This is a genomic window from Mycobacterium sp. UM_Kg27 (assembly GCF_000972905.1).
In the GTDB taxonomy this organism is placed as follows: domain Bacteria; phylum Actinomycetota; class Actinomycetes; order Mycobacteriales; family Mycobacteriaceae; genus Mycobacterium.
Genome location: NZ_JRMM01000061.1, coordinates 1 through 23980 on the forward strand (window position 1 = coordinate 1; position 23980 = coordinate 23980).

General features: G+C 69.1%; 23 protein-coding genes. 17 read left to right on the top strand and 6 right to left on the bottom strand.

The window, feature by feature from the left end; genetic code table 11:
* The coding region (locus tag LI94_RS22330; protein ID WP_046301261.1) for a hypothetical protein at window positions 1-2133 on the top strand (2133 nt) is incomplete at its 5' end.
* A gap of 128 nt (window positions 2134-2261) precedes the next feature.
* Here LI94_RS22330 and LI94_RS11435 read toward each other — a convergent pair.
* Complete coding sequence (locus LI94_RS11435) at window positions 2262-3101, bottom strand: alpha/beta hydrolase (RefSeq protein WP_024443795.1); 840 nt, start codon at window positions 3099-3101, stop codon at window positions 2262-2264.
* Between the two features lie 119 nt (window positions 3102-3220).
* Between LI94_RS11435 and glmS the strand changes: the two genes are divergently transcribed.
* The 5 genes from glmS to rnhA all read left to right on the top strand — a co-directional run bounded on the left by glmS (window position 3221) and on the right by rnhA (window position 7878).
* Window positions 3221-5089, top strand: a complete 1869-nt coding sequence (glmS, locus tag LI94_RS11440; RefSeq protein ID WP_046301262.1) for a glutamine--fructose-6-phosphate transaminase (isomerizing) — start codon at window positions 3221-3223, stop codon at window positions 5087-5089.
* 12 nt (window positions 5090-5101) lie between these two features.
* Window positions 5102-5659, top strand: coding sequence for a hypothetical protein (locus tag LI94_RS11445; RefSeq protein ID WP_239651207.1), 558 nt, complete (start codon window positions 5102-5104; stop codon window positions 5657-5659).
* Between the two features lie 211 nt (window positions 5660-5870).
* Window positions 5871-6692 carry a DUF4436 domain-containing protein gene (locus LI94_RS11450; protein WP_046301270.1) on the top strand — a complete coding sequence of 274 codons (822 nt, stop codon included), beginning with the start codon at window positions 5871-5873 and terminating at the stop codon, window positions 6690-6692.
* Between the two features lie 14 nt (window positions 6693-6706).
* Window positions 6707-7333: a hypothetical protein gene (locus tag LI94_RS11455; protein WP_046301264.1), complete on the top strand. Its 627-nt coding sequence runs from the start codon at window positions 6707-6709 to the stop codon at window positions 7331-7333.
* Window positions 7330-7878 (top strand): ribonuclease HI, encoded by a 549-nt coding sequence (rnhA, locus tag LI94_RS11460; RefSeq protein ID WP_024443800.1) that lies wholly within the window; start codon window positions 7330-7332, stop codon window positions 7876-7878. Before LI94_RS11455 ends, rnhA begins: the two co-directional genes overlap by 4 nt.
* 3 nt (window positions 7879-7881) lie before the next feature.
* Here rnhA and LI94_RS11465 read toward each other — a convergent pair whose 3' ends face one another.
* Entirely contained in the window at window positions 7882-8238 is a 357-nt protein-coding gene (locus LI94_RS11465) for a hypothetical protein (RefSeq protein WP_046301265.1), read from the bottom strand.
* Between the two features lie 138 nt (window positions 8239-8376).
* Between LI94_RS11465 and LI94_RS11470 the strand changes: the two genes are divergently transcribed.
* Window positions 8377-8925 carry a hypothetical protein gene (locus LI94_RS11470; protein WP_125078961.1) on the top strand — a complete coding sequence of 183 codons (549 nt, stop codon included), beginning with the start codon at window positions 8377-8379 and terminating at the stop codon, window positions 8923-8925.
* Between the two features lie 5 nt (window positions 8926-8930).
* On the opposite strand, the gene LI94_RS11475 is transcribed toward LI94_RS11470, so the two are convergent.
* From LI94_RS11475 to LI94_RS11485, 3 genes are all read right to left on the bottom strand, one after another.
* Window positions 8931-9668, bottom strand: a complete 738-nt coding sequence (locus LI94_RS11475; protein ID WP_024443803.1) for an SDR family oxidoreductase — start codon at window positions 9666-9668, stop codon at window positions 8931-8933.
* Window positions 9665-11602: an NAD(P)/FAD-dependent oxidoreductase gene (locus LI94_RS11480; protein ID WP_046301266.1), complete on the bottom strand. Its 1938-nt coding sequence runs from the start codon at window positions 11600-11602 to the stop codon at window positions 9665-9667. Before LI94_RS11480 ends, LI94_RS11475 begins: the two co-directional genes overlap by 4 nt.
* Window positions 11603-11722: 120 nt before the next feature.
* Window positions 11723-12580, bottom strand: a complete 858-nt coding sequence (locus LI94_RS11485; RefSeq protein WP_081654638.1) for a sensor domain-containing protein — start codon at window positions 12578-12580, stop codon at window positions 11723-11725.
* A gap of 171 nt (window positions 12581-12751) precedes the next feature.
* Here LI94_RS11485 and LI94_RS11490 point away from each other — a divergent pair, with 171 nt between their 5' ends.
* From LI94_RS11490 to LI94_RS11500, 3 genes are read left to right on the top strand one after another with little or no spacing between them, the layout of a single operon-like run.
* On the top strand, window positions 12752-13399 hold the full coding sequence (locus LI94_RS11490) for a rhomboid-like protein (protein WP_046301272.1): 648 nt from the start codon (window positions 12752-12754) through the stop codon (window positions 13397-13399).
* A gap of 32 nt (window positions 13400-13431) precedes the next feature.
* Window positions 13432-14910, top strand: coding sequence for an NAD(P)H-hydrate epimerase (locus LI94_RS11495; RefSeq protein ID WP_046301267.1), 1479 nt, complete (start codon window positions 13432-13434; stop codon window positions 14908-14910).
* A 12-nt stretch (window positions 14911-14922) separates the two neighbouring features.
* The gene (locus LI94_RS11500; protein ID WP_024440329.1) at window positions 14923-16308 is read left to right on the top strand and encodes a glutamate decarboxylase; all 1386 of its coding nucleotides are present in this window, start codon (window positions 14923-14925) and stop codon (window positions 16306-16308) included.
* A 74-nt stretch (window positions 16309-16382) separates the two neighbouring features.
* Here LI94_RS11500 and LI94_RS11505 read toward each other — a convergent pair whose 3' ends face one another.
* Window positions 16383-17255 carry a hypothetical protein gene (locus LI94_RS11505; protein WP_024440330.1) on the bottom strand — a complete coding sequence of 291 codons (873 nt, stop codon included), beginning with the start codon at window positions 17253-17255 and terminating at the stop codon, window positions 16383-16385.
* A 162-nt stretch (window positions 17256-17417) separates the two neighbouring features.
* On the opposite strand from LI94_RS11505, the gene alr reads away from it, so the two are divergent.
* The 7 genes from alr to groEL all read left to right on the top strand — a co-directional run.
* Entirely contained in the window at window positions 17418-18572 is a 1155-nt protein-coding gene (gene alr / locus LI94_RS11510; RefSeq protein ID WP_046301268.1) for an alanine racemase, read from the top strand.
* Window positions 18562-19668, top strand: coding sequence for an alpha/beta hydrolase (locus tag LI94_RS11515; protein WP_024440332.1), 1107 nt, complete (start codon window positions 18562-18564; stop codon window positions 19666-19668). The genes alr and LI94_RS11515 overlap by 11 nt, the downstream gene beginning before the upstream one ends.
* Window positions 19643-20122: a tRNA (adenosine(37)-N6)-threonylcarbamoyltransferase complex ATPase subunit type 1 TsaE gene (gene tsaE, locus LI94_RS11520; RefSeq protein ID WP_231383951.1), complete on the top strand. Its 480-nt coding sequence runs from the start codon at window positions 19643-19645 to the stop codon at window positions 20120-20122. The genes LI94_RS11515 and tsaE overlap by 26 nt, the downstream gene beginning before the upstream one ends.
* Window positions 20119-21204 carry a bifunctional tRNA (adenosine(37)-N6)-threonylcarbamoyltransferase complex dimerization subunit type 1 TsaB/ribosomal protein alanine acetyltransferase RimI gene (locus tag LI94_RS11525; protein WP_024440334.1) on the top strand — a complete coding sequence of 362 codons (1086 nt, stop codon included), beginning with the start codon at window positions 20119-20121 and terminating at the stop codon, window positions 21202-21204. The genes tsaE and LI94_RS11525 overlap by 4 nt, the downstream gene beginning before the upstream one ends.
* Entirely contained in the window at window positions 21201-22223 is a 1023-nt protein-coding gene (gene tsaD, locus LI94_RS11530) for a tRNA (adenosine(37)-N6)-threonylcarbamoyltransferase complex transferase subunit TsaD (protein WP_024440335.1), read from the top strand. Before LI94_RS11525 ends, tsaD begins: the two co-directional genes overlap by 4 nt.
* A 250-nt stretch (window positions 22224-22473) precedes the next feature.
* Complete coding sequence (groES, locus tag LI94_RS11535; RefSeq protein ID WP_024440336.1) at window positions 22474-22776, top strand: co-chaperone GroES; 303 nt, start codon at window positions 22474-22476, stop codon at window positions 22774-22776.
* 91 nt (window positions 22777-22867) lie between these two features.
* Window positions 22868-23980 (top strand): chaperonin GroEL (gene groEL / locus LI94_RS11540; RefSeq protein ID WP_046301269.1); only part of this gene is annotated, 1113 nt, incomplete at its 3' end.

Below are 23980 nucleotides of genomic sequence, written 5' to 3' on the forward strand. Positions count from 1 at the left end.
GGTACCGGGGGAGCCGGCGGTAACGGCGGCGCCGGCGGTGCCGCGACCGGATCCGCACTGGCTGCGGGCGTCGGCGGGGCTGGAGGTCAGGGCGGTCAAGGCGGTTCCGGCAACGGCTCCGGAGCAGCCGGTGCCGGTGGTGCCGGTGGTGCCGGCGGTGCCGGCGCCACCAACGACGCCACCGTGAAGACCACCGGTGGAGCGGGCGGCGGCGGCGGTATGGGCGGGTTCGGCTCCAGGGGGCCCGGCGGTAACGGCGGGGCCGGTGGTGCCGGCGGTACCGGCACCTTCGCCGGTGGTAACGGCGGTAACGGTGGTGGCGGGCAGTACGGCGGCGGCAACGGCGGCATCGGTGGCGCCGGCGGTAGCGCCACCGGCTGGAACGACGGGACCGGTGTGTACAGCAGGGGCGGCAACGGCGGCTCTGGTGGCTATGGCGCCGGCGGGTCCGGCCTCCTGGGCTTTAACGGTGGTAACGGCGGTGCCGGCGGTGCGGGCGGCGCCGGCGCGACCACCGGCGTCAGCGTGGGCGGCAATGGCGGTGCGGGCGGTGCCGGCGGTGCCGGCGGAGCCGGCCTCACCGGCGGCACGACGAATGGCGGTAACGGCGCTGCCGGCGGTGCCGGCGGCAGCGGCACGGTCATCGGCGGCAACGGCGGTGCCGGCGGCGCTGCCGGTCAGCCCGGCGGTACGGCTGGCGCCGGCGGTAATGGCGGCGCGAGCAGCGGCAGCGCGGTGGCGGCGATCGGGAACCCCCTCGGCATCGCACCCGGTGACGCTCATGCCGGTAACGGCGGTGACGGTGGTGCCGGTGGCGGCCAGGGCGGTAACGGCGGCGCCGCTACCGGAACGGCCAACGGCGGTAACGGTGGTAACGGCGGTGCCGGCACGGCCGGAGCGGCCGGAGCGGCCGGTAGCGCACTTGCCGGCAAGGCCGGTGGTAACGGCGGCGACGGCGCGGCCGGCAACGCGGGTGGCAAGGGCGGCGCCGGCGGTTCCGCGACCACCGGTGACGGCGGCCAGGGCGGTAACGGCGGAGTGGGTGGCACCGGTGGCACCGGTGGCGCCGGCGGTAACGGCGGTACTGACGCCAATGGCAATGGCCTGGCCGGCGGTAATGGCGGCAAGGGCGGCGCGGGCGGCGCCGGTGGCGCGGCCGGCGCGGGCGGCGCCAGCACCAGCGGGACCAGCGGTGCGGCCGGCACCACTGGACTCGACGGCAGTGGCGGCGAAGGTGGTGCCGGCGGTAACGGCGGGGCCGGAGCCGCGGGCACTGACGGCGCGGCCGGTGGCAACGGCACCAACGGCGGTAGCGGCGGCAGCGCCGGCAACGGCGGGGCCGGTGGCACTTCGGGCACCGGCGCGGCCGGTAGCGGCGGAGTCGGTGGCACCGGTGGAGCCGGCGGGGCCGGCGGTAACGGAGGCGCCGGCGCGCAGGGCCTGGACGGCGGTAACGGCGGTAACGGCGGGCTCGGCGGCAAGGCCGGCGTCGGCGGTGCGGCCGGGACGAGCACCAGCGGACCCGCTGGAACCGTCGGCAGCGACGGCACCGGCGGATCGGGCGGTGCGGGCGGTAACGGCGGGGTCGGCGGGGCCGGCGCGAACGGTGCTAACCACACGAACGCGGTCGGCGGCAACGGCACTGCGGGCGGCGACGGCGGTAACGGCGGCAAGGGTGGTGCCGGTGGCACTTCCGTCGCCGGTAGCGGCGGGTCCGGCGGCGCTGGTGGTCTTGCCGGTGCAGGTGGCGCCGGTGGTTCTGGCGGTAACGGCGGAACCAACGCCACCGGTGACGGCTTCGACGGCGGCAACGGCGCGGTCGGTGGCACCGGTGGCAACGGCGGCACCGGCGGGGCTGGCGGTGCCAGCACCAGCGGCCCCGCGGGCTCCGACGGCGCTGACCAGACCGGCGGCTCCGGCGGGGCTGGCGGCGCCGGCGGTAAGGGCGGTACCGCCCAGGGCGCTGGCAACACCGGCGGCGACGGTGGCGACGGCGCGAACGGTGGCAACGGCGGCAGCCCGGCTGGTCCCGGCGGGGCCGGCGGCGCGGCCGGCGCCGGCGGCACCGGAACCGGCGGTGCCGGCAACGGCGCCCCCGGTGCCCCGGGCACTGACGGTGCGCCCGGCGCGTAGCCGACAGCGCAACGCGACCGCGGTCGCCGAGTCCCTCCGGGCTCGGCGACCGCGGTCGTTTCGGCACCTTTGATTCCGTATTGCCGCTCGGGTCTGAAAGGACTCGACGGCCGCTGCCGTATGCAGAACTACTTGAACAGTGCGGCGATCTTCTCTTCCGGGCTGGCCGGTTCCGGCAGCGCATCGAGCGCTGCAGTACGGGGGAGGGCCACCCGGGGGTTCGCGAAGTCGCGGAACGTCTTGTCGCCCACCAGTTGTGCCAGCAGGTATCCGGTCACCAGGGCCCGCACCCGCCGCTGGGTGCGCCGATCCGAGGTCGGCAATCCGAAGAACCCGGTCAGCCGGCGGCCCTGCGGCAAACCGGCCGGCGACACCTTGTCGATCACCCGCAGGGTGCAATGCTGCCAGGCATGGGCCAGCTCGATCGCGTTGGACCGCAGTGCCTTCGGGGCGTCGGGACTGCTGAAGACCACGCCCGGCACGTCCAGCCCCAACGCCGCCTGCTCGGCGGGCGGGGTGGTCGCGGTCGGGAAAATCGCTGCCACCGCTGTGGGTTTCACTGACAGTGTGGCTGCCGCGAAGATCGCGGCCGAACCGCCGAACCCGTGTCCGGCCACCGCGAGCCGATCGCGGTCGACACTGATCCGACCCGGCCCCAGCCGGACCTCGGTGGCGATCTCCAGGGCGCGGCCCAAATCAGCAGCCAGATCCAGTACCGAGGGCGCCAACCCCCGTCCGGTGTCGGGAGCCGCCGCCACGATGCCCCACGAGGCGAAGTGTTCCAGCAGTCCGGCGTAGCGGTCGGTTCCGGTCAGCCAGTCGTGGCCGAATGCCACCGCGGGAAGCCGGTACCCGGACTGTGGGGTGTACACCACCCCGGCCAGGCCGGCATAGGCCAGATCGCCGCGCAGGACGCGATGCGGTCCGGGTCGGGTCAACGCGGTGTAAAGGCGCTTGATGCTGGCCATCTGATGACCGTAACGCACGGGGGATTCGGCCAGGAGCACCTTGCTTGGCGCGCGACGGGTATCCCGCTGACCTGCGCGATTCATGGGGGCTGCCTGCCGGTGCACTACCCTGAACAGCTATGTGTGGAATCGTCGGCTACGTCGGGCAACGCCCTGCTCGCGACGTCGTCGTCGAGGCCCTGCGCCGCATGGAATACCGCGGCTATGACTCCGCGGGAATCGCCGTCGTCGACGGGATCGGGCAGCTGACCGTCCGGCGTCGCGCCGGCCGGCTGGCCAACCTGGAAGCCGAACTGGCCGCGACCGATCCCGCCCTGCTGGTCGGGGGCACCGGGCTGGGCCACACCCGCTGGGCCACCCACGGCCGCCCCACCGACCACAACGCCCACCCGCACTGCGACGCGGCCGGCAAGTTCGCCGTGGTGCACAACGGCATCATCGAGAACTTCGCGATGCTGCGCGACGAACTGGAACGCGCCGGGGTGGAGTTCACCAGCGAGACCGACAGCGAGGTGACCGTTCACCTGCTGGCCCGCCAGTACCGCGAGGGCGACACCGCCGGGGACTTCGTGGCCTCGGCGCTGGCGGTGATGCGCCGACTGGAGGGCCACTTCACCGTGGTGTTCGCCCACGCTGATGAACCCGGCACCATCGTGGCGGCGCGTCGATCCACCCCGCTGGTGGTCGGTATCGGTGACGGCGAGATGTTCCTGGGCTCCGATGTGGCGGCGTTCATCCCGTACACCCGCGAAGCCGTCGAACTGGGCCAGGATCAGGCGGTGGTCATCACCGCCGATGGCTACCGCATCTCTGACTTCCACGGCAACGACGACACTGCCGCCGCTCGCAGATTTCACATCGACTGGGACCTGTCGGCCGCCGAGAAGGGCGGCTATGAGTACTTCATGCTCAAAGAGATCGCCGAGCAGCCCACCGCGGTGGCCGAGACTCTGCTGGGGCACTTCGAGGACGGCCGAATCGTTCTCGACGAGCAGCGCTTGAGCGACCAAGAGTTACGTGAGATCGACAAGGTGTTCGTCGTGGCCTGCGGCACCGCCTACCACTCCGGCCTGTTGGCCAAGTACGCGATCGAGCACTGGACGCGGTTGCCGGTGGAAGTCGAGCTGGCCAGTGAGTTCCGCTACCGGGACCCGGTGCTGGATCGCAGCACGCTGGTGGTGGCGATCAGCCAGTCCGGCGAGACTGCCGACACCCTCGAGGCTGTCCGGCACGCCAAGGAGCAGAAGGCCAAGGTGCTCGCGGTCTGCAACACCAACGGCTCGCAGATTCCCCGGGAGTGCGACGCGGTGCTCTACACCCGGGCCGGGCCGGAGATCGGCGTCGCCTCCACGAAGACGTTCCTGGCGCAGATCACCGCGAACTACCTGGTCGGTCTGGCGCTGGCGCAGGCCCGGGGCACCAAATACCCCGACGAGGTCGAGCACGAGTACCGGCAACTGGAGGCGATGCCCGAACTGGTGTCGCATGTGCTGGACGGCATCGATTCGGTCGCGCAGTTGGCGCGGCAGTTCGCGTCGTCCAGTGCGGTGCTCTTTCTCGGTCGCCACGTCGGCTACCCGGTGGCGCTGGAAGGCGCGCTCAAGCTCAAAGAGCTGGCCTATATGCATGCCGAGGGGTTTGCCGCCGGTGAACTCAAGCACGGCCCGATCGCATTGATCGAGGACGACCTTCCGGTGATCGTCGTGATGCCCTCGCCCAAGAACGCGGCGATGCTGCATTCCAAGTTGCTGTCCAACATTCGGGAGATCCAGGCCCGCGGTGCCGTCACCATCGTGATTGCCGAGGAGGGCGACGATACGGTGCGCCCCTACGCCGACCACCTGATCGAAATCCCTGCGGTGTCAACGTTGTACCAGCCGTTGTTGTCGACCATCCCGCTGCAGGTGTTTGCCGCCGGGGTTGCGCAGGCGCGCGGCTACGACGTGGACAAGCCGCGCAACCTGGCCAAGTCGGTCACCGTCGAGTAGCAGGAGCCTTCAGTGCGGGAATTGTTGGCGGCGGCGTGCGCCGCAATGGCAGTGCTTATTCCGGTACCCAATGCCGGTGCGGCGAACGAGGTTCCCGACCTCGACCCGCTTTTTGACGACAGCGGACCGCTGCCGGGCTCGGTAGCTGACCTCACCGGCATCCCGGATCTGGCATTTACCACCCCGTCGGGTCTGGCCTGCCGCAAGAGTCGCGGGAAGGTGACGCACAGTGTGGCCTGTGCCGGGAACCTGGTCGGCGCCCCGGCGGGAAGCCGCAGCGTGAGCCTGGGGACCGTCCATGCCGCCGGCAACGGCCCGGCGCAGTTCATGCCGATGGCGCCCGCCGGGCTCCTCGGCGATCCCGGAAAGGTTCCGACGATCATGTTGGCGCCCGGGCACAAAATTGTGTTCTGGGACTTCTCACCCACCGAATCGCTGGTGTGCGGCGCTCCGATGGGCACCGAAGTGGCCTGCGTGCTCAAGGCCGCGCGCGAGAACAGCGCCAAGAGCGGCGGCCCGACGGTGACACACGGATTCGTCATCGCCGCCCCGCACAGCGACGTCTTCTAACCCGTCAACGGTTCGCGACACTGCCGGAAACCGGTTGCAGCAACTCGATTTGTGTGCCGTTGTCCGTCGAAAACTCGGCGGCAACCGCGGCGACGATGAGACGATGCAGCCGTTGCTGTCGACCATCGAGCTGACATCAGGGAGAACGGGCTTGTCCAACGCCGATCCTGCCGTTCACTTCAACCGGCCCAGGCTGCTCCTGATCCTCGCTATGACGATCTTCTTCGTCGCGTCCTACGTCGTCACCGTCGCGCTGTATGAGCGCGCGGGATGCGGATGCCCGCGCCACCTCACCGAAGGACTGGCGTCGGCCGATGGCACGACCGTGACCGTCGACATCGAGGATCTCCAGACGGTGAAGGGAACCCTGACCGGCAAGGTCACCATCACCCCGGGGCCTGCACTGCTCGATCCGGTCAGGCACGGGCTCACCGAGGACCTGAGCATCGCGGTGCACTCCGCGGTCACGCCGACGAAGCGCACCTGGACCAAAGGCACGGTGCCCGGTGAGTTCCCGGTCCCCTTGACCATCTCCGGTAATTCGTCGAAGTGGCCGTTCGATCACTACCAGACCGGGCCCATCACCGTCGACGTCGTGCGTGGTGATGCCACGATTCCCGAACGGATGTCGGTGACGTTCGTGGACCACATCGCCGGTTGGAAGAATGAGATTGTCAGCGACCGCGAGGACGGTGGCCCGTACCGCATCACGCTGCACCGGTCGCCGAGCACGATGGCTTTTGGTGCCGTGATCGTCGGTGTTTTGATCGCCTTGGCCGCGGTGGCCGTTGTGGTCGCCAACCTGACGTTGCTGGGCTGGCGCAAGTTCCAGCCGCCGATGACAACCTGGTATGCGGCAATGCTTTTCGCGGTGGTCCCGCTGAGAAACGCGCTGCCCGACTCTCCGCCGATCGGATCCTGGATCGACGTCACGATCACGCTCTGGGTGATCGTCGCGCTGGTGATGTCGATGCTGCTGTACATCTACTGCTGGTGGCGCGACCTGAAACCCGAGCCGGTCACGCAAGCCTGACACGAGTGAGCGGCATGTCCGTCACCGTCGATGAATTCCATCTTGCCGATCCGGCTGACACGTGGCGCGCGGCCGGTTTCAGCGTGGACCCCGACGACGTCTGCCGGGTGGGTGACGTCCGGCTGCGGCTGTCCGGAGGCGGCAGCGGCATCCTGGGGTGGGTATTGCGGGGCCTACCCCAAGACGGCCCGCTCGACGGCATCCCCACCTCCCGTTCCGCCGCGGCGGCCGCGGAGCCGGCCACACATCCGAACGGCGTGACCTCGATCGATCATGTTGTGCTGTTGTCTCCCAACCTGTCTCGGACCGTGCAGGCGTTGGTCGCGGTCGGGCTGCAGTCGCGCCGGGTACGCGACGCCGAATTCGGCGGCCGGCCGATGCGGCAGATCTTCTTCCGGCTGGGGTCGGTGATCCTCGAAGTCGTCGGGTCCCCCGACGCCGCGGCGGACGGCCCGTCATCGCTGTGGGGTATCACCTACGTCGTCGCCGATATCGAGGCGACGGCGTCGTTCTTCGGCGAGCGCACGTTGCCGGTGAAGGACGCCGTGCAGCCCGGGCGCCGGATCACCACACTGCGGCATCGCGATCTGGGTATGTCGGTCCGCACCGCGATGATCTCGCCGCCTATTCTCAGCCGATGACCGAATCCACCGATCCTGATGGCGTCGGATCTCTTGCTCGCGGAACTACACCGCTCGCCGAATCCACCGATGACGTGGTCGTCATCCACACCGACGGTGGGTGCCGGCCCAACCCGGGTCCCGGCGGTTGGGGCGCGGTGCTGCGCATGCGCCACCACGTCCGCGAGATGTGCGGTGGCGAGCCCGGCGAGACGAGCAACAACCGGATGGAGCTGACCGCTCCGATCGCGGCGCTGGAAGCCCTCACCCGGCCCGTGGTGGTACATCTGCACACTGACAGCACCTACGTGCGCAATGGCATCACCAAGTGGGTGTCGGGCTGGGAGCGCAACGGCTGGCTGACCGCCGCCAAGCAGCCGGTGAAGAACGTCGACCTGTGGCAACGGCTTCAGGCCGCCTGCGCGCGTCACCAGGTCGAGTGGTTCTGGGTGAAAGGCCATTCCGGGGTTGCCGACAACGAGCTGGCCGATGAGCTGGCGACGCGGGGTCTGCGGGAAGCGATCGCCGATGCGGCCAGGCGCGCTTCCTCGGTGAGCGCCACGTAGGAGTCAGCCGCCCACCGCAGCGAGATAGCCGCCTATGCCCACAGCGCACGCCACGGCGGTCAGCACCAAGGTCGCGACGGCGTAGGGCCAGGCCCGGTGACGGCGCACCAGTCGCACGATGGTCACCGCCGTTCCGATCGCGCCGACCGCAGCGGCAGCCGCGAATCCGGTCATGATTGCCGTGACGCCTGCATCGATATTGCAGGTTGCGGGCGGGCAGTAGTCGGTGAAGGCCATCATGAACAGTCCCAGGACCGCGGCCACAGCACCGCCGACGAACGTCAGGACCAGTGCTGAGACAGACCCGGCGAGATCGCCCCGCGAGATCGGCGGTTTCGGTGGTGGCTGGCGCTGGGTCATCTTCGGGGATGCTACCGATGCGCGTGCTCGCGGAGGCGAGGTTCGGGTGCCGTGGATGCACGCGGTGGGCCGATGACGTTGACCGCAGCGCCCGTCGCTCGTAGTTTCAAGAGTTCACGGCGAACAAGGAGGCTCCGCTTGGCGTGGCGGGAACTGGCAGTGGCGATCGCCTCGGTGGCGGCGTCGATGGCGGTCCCCGACGCCGTAGCGGCCCCGGGTGTCCCCGACTTGGGTTCTTTGATCGACGACAGTGGGCCGCTGCCCGGTTCGGTCAGTGACCTGCAGGAGGTCCCCAACGTGGTCTTCGCGACCGACTCCGGGCTGCTCTGCAGGATGCGGCAGGGCAAGATCACTCACGACGTCAACTGTGCCGGCGACCTTCCGGGGGCGCCGCGCGGCGCCGGAGCGGTAGAGCTGCCCGGAATCTACGGCAAGGAAAGCATTCCGGCGCGTTTCCTTCCCGCTGCGCCGGACGCTCTGGCCGCCGCAAACCCGCCGGCCGCAAAGCTTCCGGTGGGCCACAAGATCGTGTTCTGGGACTTCTCACCCGCCCAGTCGATGGTCTGCGGGGTCCCGCCGTCCACCGATTTGGTCTGTGTGCTCAAAGAACCCCAGGTGTCCGGTGCGGAGGGTCCGGTGGCCACCCACGGCTTCGTCATCGCCGCACCGCAGAGCTGGGTCTTCTAGGCCAGTCACGGATGCCGGGCGGTGACTCCACCGTCGACGACGATCTGGGTTCCGGTGATGAACGACGCCCGCGGCGACATCAGGAACGCCACCGCCTGGGCCACCTCGGCCGGTTGACCGATTCGGCCCAACGGCGCAGCGGCCACAAAGCCTGCCGCGACCTCTTCGACGTCGAGCGCGATCTGCAGCATCGGGGTTTCGATGAAGCCGGGGCAGACCGCGTTGACGCGGATTCCGGCCGGGCCCAACTGGGCGGCCATCGACCTGGTCAGCCCCAGCAGTCCGGCCTTGGAGGCGCAGTAGGCGGGGATGAACGGGTTGGCGGTCAAGCCCTCGATGCTCGAAATGCCGACCACCGCCGGGTCGCCACCGGCCCGGGCGACAGCCTCCAGATGCGGCAGCATCAACTGCACGAGCATCGCCTGCGCGCGCAAGTTGACATCCATTACCGCATCCCAGGATTCGGCGGTGTAGGCGCCTACTGGTTCGGGCAGAACCCGGCCCGCGGCGTGCACCAGTCCGTCGATGCCATCGAGTGCCTCGGCCGCGACCGCGACCGCGGCGGGCATGCCGGCGTCGTCGCACACGTCGACCACCGCGCCGGGCATCCCCAAACTCTCGGCCACCTCCTGGACCGCCGGGGCGATGTCCCACAACGCAACCCGGCGCCCCTCGGCGACAAGGGCTTGGGCGCAGGCCCGGCCGATCCCCGATGCCGCCCCGGTGATGACAACTCCGCTCACCTGCGCGCTCCCTCTGTGATGACGAACTGCGACCAATCCGGTTCACGCACCGCCGACCAGTACTCGTCGAGCCGCCACGGGCTCACCGTGTGGATCTCGCCGTCGGCGTTCTTGAAGTAGGAATGCTTGATCGCCGGATGAGCCCAGACCGTCTGGGCGATCGCGGCCTGGGTGGCCTGCTGCCACTCGGTGGCGGCCTGCACGGTCGGCTCGATCGAGTGCAGCTGTTCACCGGCGAGCTTGGCTAGGCAGGCGTCGATGTAGCGCATCTCCAACTCGGAGTTGAAGATCAGGCTGCCGCCGTGTGCCAGATGCGCCCCGGGCCCGTAGAGCACAAAGAAGTTCGGGAAGCCGGGCACGGTGATGCCCAGGTGTGCATACGGTTTGTTGCCCCACAGCGCGTGTAGATCGGTGCCGCCGCGGCCGGTGATGCGCATCGGCCACAACACGTCGGTGTGCCGAAAGCCGGTGGCGTACACGATCACGTCCACCTCGTGGTGGACGCCGTCGTCGGTCTCCACCCCTTGCGGGGTGATCGAGCGTATCGGGGTGCGGATCAGCTCGACATTGTCGCGCCGCAGGGTTTTGAGCCAGGTTCCGTTGTCCTGCAGGGTGCGCTTGCCGGTCGCCGGATAGTCCGGCAGTACCTTGGCCAGCAGCTCGTCGTCGTCACCCACCTGATCGGTGATCCAGGCGGTGAACATCTGCCGGGCCAGGGCGTTGATCTCGCTCACCGCGTAGTCCTGGTCGGGATAGTCCGGGTCTACCCGGGCGGCCTCCAGTCCCTTGTCGGCGCCGGGCCACAGCAGCAGGAAGCGGTACCAGCGGCCGTAGAACGGCAGGTGCTGCAACGCCCAGTGCACCCCGTCTTCGACGGCGTCGTGATACATCGGGTTGGGGAACATCCACTGTGCGGTGCGCTGAAACACCGTGAGGTGCGCTACCTTCTCCGCGATCGCGGGTGCGATCTGAAATCCGCTGGCACCGGCCCCGATCAGTGCTACCCGCTTACCGGTCAGGTCGACGCTGTGGTCCCACGCCGCGGAGTGAAATGCGCGTCCGGCGAAGCTGTCCGACCCGTCGAGATCGGGCAGATGCGGCCGGTTGAGCTGACCGACCGCGGTGATCACCGCGCGCGCCGGCAGCGTGGACTGCGAACCGTCGGCGGCGCGAGTGGTCAAGGTCCAGGTTCCGATGCCCTCGTCCCAGACGGCGTCGGTGACCTCGGTGCCCCACCGAATGTGCTCGTTCAGGCCATGTTTGGTGACCAGATCGGCGAAGTATGCCCGCAACTCGGGCTGTTCGGCGAAGTAGTGGCCCCAGTCGTTGTTGGGTTCGAAACTGTAGCAGTAGAAGTGGTTCGCGACGTCCACCCGGGCTCCGGGATAGTCGTTCTCCCACCAGGTTCCGCCCGGGCCCTCGTTCTTCTCGATGATCGTGAAGGGAATACCGGCCTGCGCGAGCCGGATTCCGGCCAGCACACCCGATTCGCCGCAGCCGACCACCACCACCGACAGCTCCGCGGCGCGTGCCGGGTCCAGGGGTGCGGGCCGTCGTGGATCGCGGCCTTCGAGGTCGAGTTCTTCGGAGAGCAACCCCAGGTAGGCGTCGGGCACGGTCTCGCAGGCCGCCCAGTCCATCATCTCCTTGACCAGCTCGGCGGGCAGGGGAGCGGGCTGCGGGCAGCCACGGTCGCGATAGTCGATGATCACCGGCAGCGCTTCGGCGCGGGCGCGGGCCTTGTCCTCCTCGGACATGAACCCCTGGATCTCGTTGAGGAAGATCCCGTTCTGCCGGAACTCCCGGATGAAGCGGGGGTCGCCGGTGATGTGCACGCACGACAGCAACAAGGTGGGGATCGAGACCTGCTCCAAAGCGGCGGCGATCTCGGAATCGGTGGTGGTGAACGGTTCCCCGGCGTAGCGGTTGCGCAACGGCTCGGCCCTTCCCCTGTATTCGCTACTGTGCGACGCGAAATTGAGTCGGACGATACGCGAGGCGCTGAGGCTGATCAAGGGTTGGGTGCGGTGGCGCCGGCTCCCGGCGCGGTCAGCTCACCCGGCGGCGTCGATCTTCGTGGTGATCGAGGCGAGGATTTCCTGCGCCGCGGTGGCCGGGATGCTGTTACCGCAGACATCGGCCTGCGCGACGAGGTTGTTGCGGATGGTCAGGGCGTCCTGGCATGACCAGCCACCGCCGCCCTCACTGATCGCTGTTGTCTTGACGAGCTCATCGGACTCGGTGACCTCGGTGACGGTCCAGAAGACGCGCGGCTCATTGTCGCCAGGGGTCACGGTCATGTTCAGGGTGCGGCCGGCGCACCTTTTCCACTTGTCGCGCTGCTTGGTGTAGAAGGCCTGCGCGTTGTCCGCCCGGGGAAAGGCCGCCACCGATACCAGCAGGCCGTGCTTCAGGTCGTGGGTGTCGATGTCGGGTGGGCTGTACCAGCGTTGCCAGCGGATGGCGGTCCAGCCGGTGCCGGCGTAGACGGGTCCCGAGGCGACCGAACTGATGCCCTGGCAGTCGGCGTCCACCACGGTGACCTCATCCATCGCCTCACCACTGGCCACGACGCCGAGTTCGGGATCGGCCACCGCCGCGGCGAGGACTTCCTGCCGGGGCAGCAACCCCTCGATCTTGGAAACCGGCACCGGTGCCTTGTCAGTGGATGCCGACGCTGTCGCCGGGGTCGTCGTCTTTGCGGCGGGCTTGGCAGTGTCGTGCTGGCCGCGCCCGGACAGTGTCACGGTGAGCACGACGCCGATCACCGCGATCACGGCGACCGTGGCCAACAGCGTCCACACCTTGCGGCGGTTGGGCCCTGGCGACCACGGTGGGGGACCGCCGAGCCCAGGCGGCAGCAGCGGCGGCGGGAACGGTCCCCCCGGAACCGGCGGGATGGGCTGGTTCATGGGCGCGAAGGGGGGCTGCTGGTATGGATTGGGCGTCGGACCGTGCGGTTCGTTCATGAGGTGCCCCCAGATCCCCTCGGGGCCGATCGCAGGCGGATGGGCCCGATTTTCCCAGAGGCTATCAGCGGATGGTCTGTCCGTGTCTGCATCAGCCGTGCGACGCTGTACGCCGTGGCCGACGTCAGAACGCGCCTGGCTGCGGTGTGGCACTTCGTGCACACCGCGCCGCTGACTTACCTATGGCTGGCGGTGCTGGGCGTCACCACCGTCATCCAGCACCTGGTCGGCCCGCGCCTGCACACCATGCTCGTCGAGCAGTCCACCAACCTGCATCACCTGGCCACCGACCCGCTGGAGGTGCTGGTCTCCAGCCTGTTGTGGATCGACGGCAAGGACTGGTCGCCGTATCTGGTGCTGTTCACCCTGTTTCTGGCCCCGGCCGAACACTGGCTGGGGCACCTGCGCTGGCTGATGGTCGGATTGATCTCCCACGTCGGCGCCACCTATGTCAGTGAGGGCGCGCTCTACGCACTGATTCACCTGCACCGCGAATCGGAGCGGTTGACCTTCGCCCGCGACATCGGCGTCAGCTACTTCCTGGTGGGCGTGATGGCAGTGCTCACCTACCGCATCCGTCGGCCGTGGCGCTGGGCCTACCTGGCCGGTCTGGTCGTCATCTTCACCGTGCCTCTGCTCATCAATCCCGACTTCACCGCGATCGGCCACGCCGCCGCGGTGGTCATCGGATTGTGCTGTTACCCGCTGACTCACCCCCACCATCCGCCGCGACATCCCCCGAGCGTCGTCGGCGGCCACTAGCCTGACAATCGCGGGCAGTCCGAGGAGGGCAAGTGCGGCATTACTACAGCGTCGAGGTCATTCGCGCTGCCGAAGCACCGCTGTTGGCGAGCCTGCCCGACGGTGTGTTGATGCGCCGGGCCGCGTTTGGGCTGGCGACCGCGATCGCTCGGGAGCTGGCCGCGCGCACCGGCGGGACCGCCGGACGCAACGTGTGCGCGGTGGTGGGGTCCGGCGACAACGGCGGCGATGCGCTGTGGGCGGCCACGCTGCTGCGCCGGCGCGGCGTGGCGGCCAGCGCCATCCTGCTCGACCCTGCGCGCGCCCACGCCAAAGGGCTTGCAGCGTTCCGGCGTGCCGGCGGCCGGATCGTTGACACCGTGCCGCCCGCAACAGATCTGGTGATCGACGGAGTGGTCGGCATCTCTGGGCGCGGCCCGTTGCGGCCGAACGCCGCCGAAGTCTTCGCCGCGGTTGAGGCGGCGGGCATTCCGGTGGTGGCTGTCGACATCCCCAGCGGCTTGGATCCGCACACCGGCGCGGCGGACGGTCCCGCGGTGAACGCCGCGCTCACCGTCACCTTCGGTGGCCTCAAACCGGTGCACGCGCTGGGGCAGTGCGGGCGGGTCGAGCTCATCGAGATCGGCCTGGACCTGCCGGACACCGACATTCATTCGTTGACCGCTGCCGACGTCGAGGCCTGCTGGCCGGCGCCCGGCCCCCGCGACGACAAATACACCCAGGGCGTCACTGGAATCCTGGCCGGCTCGGCGACCTACCCGGGCGCGGCGATCCTGTGTGCCGGGGCAGCGGTGGCGGCCACCTCTGGCATGGTGCGCTACGCCGGAAACGCTGATGCCCAAGTGGTTTCGCACTGGCCTGAGGTGGTGGCGGCGCCCAGCCCGGCAGCCGCCGGGAAGGTGCAGGCGTGGGCAGTCGGTCCCGGTCTTGGCACCGGCGAGCAGGCTGCTGCCGCACTGTGGTTCGCGCTCGGCACCGATCTTCCAGTGATCGTCGACGCGGACGCGCTCACCATCCTGGCCGCCCACCCGTCGCTGGTGGCCGACCGCACCGCCCCGACCGTGCTCACTCCGCATGCCGGCGAATACGCCCGCCTAGCCGGACACCCGCCCGGGCCGGACCGGGTGGGCGCGGCCCGCGAGCTGGCCGACCGATTCGGGGCCACGGTGCTGTTGAAAGGCAATGTCACCGTGGTAGCGGACCCCTCCGGCGGTTCAGCGAGGCTCGACGCAGGAGAGGCGAAGCTGGGGCCGGCGCATCAGGCCGGCCCGGTTTACCTCAACCCGGCCGGCGGATCCTGGGCGGCCACCGCAGGTTCCGGTGATGTGCTGTCCGGGATGATCGGCGCGCTGTTGGCTTCGGGGCTGCCTCCCGCTCAGGCCGCTGCCGCCGCCGCGTTCGTGCACACCCGCGCCGCCGCCGCCTCGGCCGCCGACCCCGGACCCGGTGACACCCCGACGTCGGCCTCGCGCATCCTGGCCCACATCCGTACCGCCCTGGCCCAGCTATAGAGGAGAGTCTCAGTGACCCATTCGCACCCGTCCGTGCCGGCGCATGCCATCGCTCCCGCCTACACCGGCCGGATGTTCACCTCGCCGGTCCCGGCGTTGCGGTTGCCCGACGACCCGATGGACCCGCAGACCGCCTACCGCTTCATCCACGACGAGTTGATGCTCGACGGCAGTTCCCGGCTGAATCTGGCCACGTTCGTCACCACCTGGATGGATCCCGAGGCGTCGACGCTGATGGCGGAGTCGTTCGACAAGAACATGATCGACAAGGACGAATACCCGGCCACCGCGGCCATTGAGCAGCGCTGCGTGTCCATGGTCGCCGATCTGTTCCACGCCGAGAACCTGCGCGACGATGACCCCGCCAGCGCGATCGGGGTGTCCACCGTCGGGTCCAGTGAGGCGGTGATGCTGGGCGGGCTGGCGATGAAGTGGCGCTGGCGGGCCAGGGTCGCCGATTGGCAGGGTCGCACGCCCAACCTCGTGATGGGCTCCAATGTCCAGGTGGTGTGGGAGAAGTTCTGCCGCTACTTCGACGTCGAACCCCGTTACCTGCCGATGGCCGAAGACCGCTACGTGATCACGCCCGAGCAGGTGATCGACGCCGTCGACGAGAACACCATCGGGGTGGTGGGCATCCTGGGCACCACCTACACCGGCGAGCTCGAACCCATCGAGCAGATCTGTGCGGCACTGGACACCCTTGCCGCCGGCGGCGGGCCGGACGTGCCGGTGCACGTGGACGCGGCCAGCGGGGGCTTCGTGGTGCCCTTCTTGCACCCAGACCTTAAGTGGGATTTCCGGCTGCCGCGGGTGGTCTCGATCAACGTCAGCGGCCACAAGTACGGCCTGACCTATCCGGGCATCGGCTTCGTGGTGTGGCGCAACGCCGACTATCTGCCCGAGGAGCTGGTGTTCCGGGTCAACTACCTGGGCGGCGATATGCCGACGTTCACGCTGAACTTCTCCCGGCCGGGCAACCAGGTCGTCGGCCAGTACTACAACTTCCTGCGGCTGGGCCGCGCCGGCTACACCGAGGTGATGCGGACCCTGTCCGACACCGCCCGCTGGCTGAGCCATCAGTTGGCCGCTTCGGAGCACTTCGAGGTGATCAGCGACGGCTCGGCGATCCCGGTGGTGAGCTGCCGGCTGGCCGGTGAGCACGGCTACACCGAGTTCGACGTGTCCCACGAGTTGCGCACGTTCGGCTGGCAGGTGCCGGCCTACACCATGCCGGAGGGGGCCGAGGACGTCGCGGTGTTGCGCGTCGTGGTCCGCGAGGGGCTGTCGGCGGACCTTGCCCGCGCGCTCTTCGACGACATCATGAAATCGGTGACCGCCCTGGACAGGCTCAAGCCGGCGGGCCATTACGACGATCAGCAGCACTTTTCGCATTGAGCCTTCCCGCCGAGTGTGCGGTTTGGTCGGGAAAATGACCCGTGGCCCGACCAAACCACACACTCGATGCGGGGTCACCAGGTTTTCGGGCAGCCGCGGCCGACCAGGGCCGCCCCGACTCGGTCCAGGAACCGGCCAGGAGCCACATGCAGCGTGCGACTCGTCAGCTTCATGTCGACCCAGCCGAGTTCGAGAAGGGCGTTGTAGCGCTCGGCGTCACGCTCCCGCTGCTTGGGATCGGTCCAATGGTGGGCGCCCTCGAAGTCCACGCCTACCAAGTACTCCTTCCAGCCCATGTCGACTACGGCGACGAGTTGGCCGTAGTCGCCATACACCGGAATCTGGGTCTGGGGCCGCGGAAAACCGGCCTGCATGAGGATCAACCGCGTGAGCGATTCGTATGGTGACTCGGCGCCGCCGTCGACAAGCGGCAGCGTTTCGTCGAGTTGCCGCAGGCCCCGCGCACCGCGGTGAGCGTCGGCCACCGCCTCCACATCGACAATCTTGAGATCAGTGGCGTTCATCAGGGCGTCGATACGCTGAACGCCCTCGCTGAGAGCCAGGCGCCTTCCCAGGTCGAACGCGGTGCGCGCGGCCGTGGTCACCGGCAGCCCGCTCACTACTCGAACTTCGCCGGCCAGCAGTGTGTCGGTGTGCACGGTGAGCAGCGGTGGTGCCCGCCGGTTGCTGTGGACGAGTTCCGCGGGTTTGTCGGAGTCGATCCACTTCGCGCCGAGCATCGCCGATGCCGACAACCCGGCGAGCACGCCCCGCCGACGCGACCAGAGCCAGGCGGCCCGGGCCCGCTGCGTCGCCGAGAGCGCTGCCTCGCGCGGCACCCAAACGCCGGGGTAGACGGCGGTGTAGTCGCGCCGCAGTTGGGCGCGGGTCACCGCGCCGACGGCCAGCGCCTCGGACGCCCGAAATGGCCCCTGCCGGGTTCGCATGTCAGCAGGTTGGCACGCGGGCTGGTCGCGGTGCCGCCGCTGATTCACAGGCCGCCGCCGAGGGTGTGTTCTCGGTCGCAAAACGGCCGCTGAGCCGATCAAACCCCACCCTGGATGATCCGGCGGGCCGGTTTGGCAGGTTCTGGGACAATCGACGCTGACATGACTGCCGCATCCCGAACGTCCGGTCTGCTCGCGCAAGCGCTGGTGGACCTGGATGCCATTGCTCACAACGTGCGGGTGCTGGATGAACACGCCGGCGCCGCCGGGGTGATGGCTGTGGTCAAGGCCGACGGTTACGGCCACGGCGCGGTCCCGGTTGCCCGTGCCGCGCTGGCCGCCGGCGCGGCCGAACTCGGCGTCGCCACCGTCGACGAGGCTCTGACGTTGCGGGCGGGCGGCGTCACCGCACCGGTGCTGGCGTGGCTGCACGGGCCGCACACCGACTTCGCTCCCGCCCTGGCCGCCGACGTACAGATCGCCGTGTCTTCGGTGTCCCAGCTGGGCGAGCTGCTCGACGCGGTGCGACGTACCGGCCGGACCGCGACCGTCACGGTCAAGGCCGACACCGGCATGAACCGCAACGGGGTAGGCGCCGCCGACTTTCCGGAACTGGTGACCGCGCTGCAGCGAGCCGTCGCCGACGAGGCGATCCGGGTTCGCGGCCTGATGTCCCATCTGGCCTGCGCCGATGAGACTGCCAACCCGATCAACGACGTTCAAGCCCAACGCTTTTCCGATCTGCTGAGCGTGGCCCGCGAGCAGGGGCTGAGGTTCCCGGTCGCCCACCTGGCCAACTCGGCCGCGGCCATGACCCGCCCCGATCTGGCGTTCGACATGGTTCGGCCCGGAATAGCCATGTACGGCCTGAGTCCGATCCCCGAACGTGGTGACATGGGTCTGATTCCGGCGATGACGCTGAAATCTCTTGTGGTGCTGGTTCGTCCGATCAAAGCCGGGGAGGCGGTCTCCTATGGCCAGGCCTGGGTCGCCCCGGTAGACACCATCGTGGCGCTGGTACCGATGGGCTACGCCGATGGAGTGTTCCGGCCGCTGAGCGGACGGTTCGACGTGTTGATCAACGGCCGGCGTCGGCCCAGCGTGGGCCGGGTGTGTATGGACCAGTTCGTCGTCGATCTGGGCCCCGGCCCGGTCGACGTCGCCGAAGGTGACGAAGTCGTCCTGTTCGGGTCCGGAGCAGACGGCGAACCGCTGGCCCAGGACTGGGCCGACGCGTTGGGCACCATCCACTACGAGGTGGTGAACAGTCCCCGCGGACGGGTCGCCAGGACGTATCGGGGCACCGATGGCCGATAATCGGCGCGGGTCACGGCGGGCCGGCGGTTGGCTCGCGGGGATGGCCGGCCTGGCCGCCGTCGGCACCCTCGCCGGAAGCACTGTCGCGCGGTCGGTAACACGCCGCACCACTGCCGAAGACGCTTACGCCGACGAGGATTTCGAGATCTTCGACCACGACCACAGCTCGGTGGTGGTCACCGATGACGGTGTCGAACTGGCGGTGCGCGACACCGGTCCGCGTAACGCACCGTTGACCGTGGTGTTCGCGCACGGATTCTGCCTGCGGATGGGGTCTTTCCACTTTCAGCGGGCGCGACTGGCGGCCGAGTGGGGCGATCAGGTGCGCATGGTCTTCTATGACCAGCGCGGTCACGGCGATTCCAGTGTCGCGCCTCCGGGGACCTACACCGTGCCGCGACTCGGCCAGGATCTGGAGGCAGTGCTGACCGCGGCCGTGCCGCGCGGCCCGATAGTGCTGGTCGGGCATTCGATGGGCGGCATGACCGTGTTGGCGCATGCTCGGCAGTTCCCCCGGCGCTACGGCAGGCGGATCGTCGGTGCGGCATTGATATCGTCGGCCGCCAAAGGTGTTTCGCGGTCCCCGCTGGGCCAGATCCTGCGCAACCCGGCGCTGGAGGCCGTGCAGTTCAGTGTGCGCTACGCGCCGAAGTTGGTGCACCGCGGCCGCGGCGCGGTGCGGGGGGTGATCGCACCGATTCTGCGGGCCGCCTCCTATGGCACCGACCAGATCAGCCCGAGTGTGGTGGCGTACTCAGAGGAGATGATGCACTCCACCCCGGTCGCCACCATGGTGGGCTTCCTGCACGCCCTGGAAGTGCATGACGAGAGTGCGGCGCTAACGACGCTGGCCAAGATCCCTACCCTGGTCGCCTGTGGCGACCAGGACCTGCTCACCCCGCCGGGGTACTCGCGAGCGATGGCGGCCACGTTGTGGGATTGTGAGCTGGTGATCGTGCCCGGGGCCGGGCATCTGGTGCAGTTGGAGGAACCCGATGTCATCGACGAGGCGCTGGTGCGACTGGTGGAGCGGGCCACTCCGCGCCGTGGCATGCTGACGCACCGGTTACGTGGGAAGGCCGGGCGCAGTGGCTGATCCGCAGGAGGCGACCTTGGCCACCGCCGAGGACACTGTTGCGCTGGGAGCTCGGCTGGGTGAACAGCTGCGTGCTGGCGACGTGGTGGTTTTGTCCGGACCGTTGGGTGCCGGTAAAACCGTGTTGGCCAAGGGGATCGCCACGGCACTCGATGTCGACGGCCCAGTCACCTCGCCGACGTACGTGCTGGCCCGCGAGCATCGGGCTCGCCGGCCCGGCAGCCCGGCGATGATTCACGTCGACCTCTACCGGCTGCTCGACGAGTCGGGCCTGGACCTGTTGGCCGAGCTGGACTCTCTAGACCTTGACACCGAACTCGACGACGCGGTCGTGGTGGTCGAGTGGGGCGAAGGACTGGCCGAGCGGCTCTCCGAACGGCACCTCGACATCCGGTTGGACCGCGCCGCGGACTCCGAGACGCGCACCGTGAGCTGGCGGTGGCACGCGCCGTGACCCGAGCGATTCTGACCATCGACACCGCCACCCCCGCCGTTACCGCGGGTGTGGTGGTCCTAGATGAGGCCGGCCGGCCGGCCGTGTTGGCCGAACGGGCCACCCCCGACGCCCGGGCGCACGCCGAACGACTGACCCCCAATGTGCTGGACGCCCTGGCTGACGCCGGCCTGAGCATGGCCGAGTTGACCGCGGTTGTGGTGGGGTGCGGGCCGGGACCGTTCACCGGTCTACGGGTCGGGATGGCCAGCGCTGCCGCCTACGGACACGCCCTGGGCATTCCGGTCTACGGCGTGTGCAGCCTGGACGCGATCGGCGTGCGCACCACGGGGCCGGTCCTGGTGGTCACCGACGCCCGCCGTCGGGAGGTCTACTGGGCGCGCTACCGCGACGGTGCCCGGGTCGCGGGCCCCGCGGTATGTTCGCCGGCCGACGTCGACCCCGCGGATGCCGTCGCGGTCGCCGGCTCGCCCGCGCATACCGAGCTGTTCGACCTGCCGGTTCTCGACATCACCTACCCGACTCCGGCCGGACTGGTTGCCGCAGTGCGGGATTGGAATACGACGCCGGAATCGCTGGTCCCGCTGTACCTGCGCCGCCCCGACGCCAAACCGGCGGCGACGGCCGCGGTGCCGGTGACGCTGGGCGCACTGGAGGACAGCGATGCGGTGCGCTGCGCCGAATTGGAAGCCCAACTGTTCGGCGACGACGACCCATGGCCGGCCGAAGCGTTCAGCCGGGCGATCGCTGCGGGAGACAACCATTACGTCGCCGCCCGGATCGGCGATGCCGTGGTGGGCTACGGCGGAATCGCGCGGTTGGGGCGCACCGCACCGTTCGAATACGAAGTGCACACCATCGGGGTGGACAAGGCCCATCAGGGCCGCGGCATCGGGCGGCGGCTACTCACCGACCTGCTGGACTACGCCGACGGGGGCGTCGTGTACCTGGAGGTCCGGACCGACAACGCTCCGGCGATCGCGCTCTACCGCGACGTCGGCTTCGTCGAGACCGGACTGCGTAAGCGCTACTACCGCAATGGTGCCGACGCCTACACGATGCGACGGGAGCCCCCGGCATGACAGTAGTGCTGGCCATCGAATCCTCTTGCGACGAAACAGGTGTCGGCATCACCCGCTTGGAAGCCGATGGCACCCTGACGTTGCTGGCCGACGAGGTGGCCTCCAGCGTGGAGGAGCACACCCGATTCGGCGGGGTGGTGCCCGAGGTCGCGTCGCGGGCACACCTGGAGGCGTTGGGGCCGACCATGCGCCGGGCGCTGGCGACGGCAGGGGTGGACAAGCCTGACGTGGTCGCGACCACCATCGGGCCGGGACTGGCCGGGGCGCTGCTGGTGGGTGCGGCCGCGGCCAAGGCCTATGCGGCGGCCTGGGGCGTGCCGTTCTACGCCGTCAACCACTTGGGCGGCCACCTGGCCGCCGACGTCTACGCCCATGGACCACTGCCGGAGTGCGTGGCTCTGCTGGTGTCTGGCGGCCATACCCACCTGCTGCATGTGCGGTCGCTGGGGGAGCCGATCGTCGAGCTGGGCAGCACCGTCGACGACGCCGCGGGGGAGGCCTACGACAAGGTGGCCCGCCTGCTCGGGCTGGGCTACCCGGGTGGGCGGGTGCTCGATGAACTGGCCCGCACCGGCGACCGGGATGCGGTGGTCTTCCCGCGCGGGATGACCGGCCCGCGCGACGACCCCTACGTGTTCAGCTTCTCCGGGCTCAAGACCGCGGTGGCCCGCTATGTGGAGCGCAACCCCGATTTCGTCCCCGCCGACGTGGCTGCCGGTTTCCAGGAATCGGTCGCCGACGTGCTGACCGCCAAGGCGGTCCGTGCGGCCACCGACCTCGGGGTCAGCACTCTGCTGATCGCCGGCGGGGTAGCCGCCAACTCCCGCCTGCGGGAGCTCGCCGAACAACGCTGCGCGGCAGCGGCAGTGACGCTGCGCATCCCGCCGCTGCGGTTATGCACCGACAACGGGGCGATGATCGCGTCGTTCGCGGCGCAACTGATCGCGGCGGGCGCTCCACCGTCGCCGCTGGACGTGGCCACCAACCCGGGCCTGCCGGTGGTGCAGGGCCAGGTGTAGGTGCCGGCGACGGCAACGTGCGATCGGTTCGGTTGCCGGACGCTACCTGGGAAATGATCTCGGCACCGGGGTCACCTTGAGTGCTAGCACTCTCATGTATAGAGTGCTAGGTGGCAGTCGGTCGATTCTCGCTCGGCACCCGCGACGACGACGCGAGGGTTCGCACGAATGCCGAACACCTTAAGTAAGTACGTTCCGATGGGCTCGGCATCGGCCGGGTCGCATCCAGACAATGTGGAGGGCTCCAATCGTGGCGAGCGTGAACATCAAGCCACTCGAGGACAAGATCCTCGTTCAGGCCAACGAGGCCGAGACCACGACCGCTTCCGGTCTGGTCATTCCGGACACTGCCAAGGAGAAGCCGCAGGAAGGCACTGTCGTCGCCGTCGGCCCCGGCCGCTGGGACGAGGATGGCGACAAGCGGATCCCGCTGGACGTCAAGGAAGGCGATGTCGTCATCTACAGCAAGTACGGCGGCACCGAGATCAAGTACGGCGGCCAGGAGTACCTGATCCTGTCCGCGCGCGACGTGCTGGCCATCGTCGGCAAGTAGCCACGAAGCAACCACCGTGCCCGCCCCGGAGATCCCCGTTTTACGGGTGATGTCCGGGGCGGCACGCGTAGAGAAAAGGGCTTAAACAGCTATGAGCAAGCAGATTGAGTTCAACGAGGCCGCGCGCCGGGCGATGGAAGCCGGCGTCAACAAGCTCGCCGACGCGGTCCGGGTGACGCTGGGGCCGCGCGGCCGCACGGTGGTGCTGGCCAAGTCCTTCGGCGGCCCGACGGTGACCATGGACGGCGTCACCGTGGCCCGCGACGTGGACCTGGAAGACCCGTTCGAGAACCTCGGTGCCCAGCTGGTCAAGTCGGTCGCCACTAAGACCAACGACGTGGCCGGCGACGGCACCACCACCGCCACCGTGCTGGCCCAGGCCATCATCTCCGGCGGGCTGCGCAACGTTGCGGCCGGCGCCAACCCGATCGCGCTGGGCGCCGGTATCGCCAAGGCCGCCGACGCGGTGTCTGAAGCGCTGCTGGCCGCGGCCATCCCGGTCTCCGGCAAGGAATCGATCGCGCAGGTGGCCAACGTGTCCTCGCGTGACGAGGAGATCGGTGAGCTGGTCGGCGAGGCGATGACCAAGGTCGGCAGCGACGGCGTGGTCAGCGTAGAGGAGTCCTCGACGCTGTCTACCGAGCTGGAGATCACCGACGGTGTCGGCTTTGACAAGGGTTTTCTGTCGGCGTACTTCGTCACCGACTTCGACTCGCAGGAAGCCGTCCTCGAAGACGCGCTGATCCTGCTGCACCGCGACAAGATCAGCTCGCTGCCGGACCTGCTGCCGCTGCTGGAGAAGGTCGCCGAGGCGGGCAAGCCACTGCTGATCATCGCCGAGGACGTCGAGGGCGAGCCACTGTCGACTCTGGTGGTCAACGCAATCCGCAAGACGCTCAAGGCCGTTGCCGTCAAGGCGCCCTACTTCGGTGACCGCCGCAAGGAGTTCCTGGAGGACCTCGCGATCGTCACCGGCGCCCAGGTGATCAACCCCGACGTGGGCCTGACGCTGCGGGAGGCCGGTCTGGACGTGCTGGGCACGGCACGGCGGGTGGTGGTCAGCAAGGACGACACCGTGATCGTCGACGGTGCCGGGAGCGCCGAGGCCATCGCGGGACGGGTCAAGCAGCTGCGCGCTGAGATCGAGGCGACCGACTCCGACTGGGATCGCGAGAAGCTCGAAGAGCTGTCTCTTATACACATC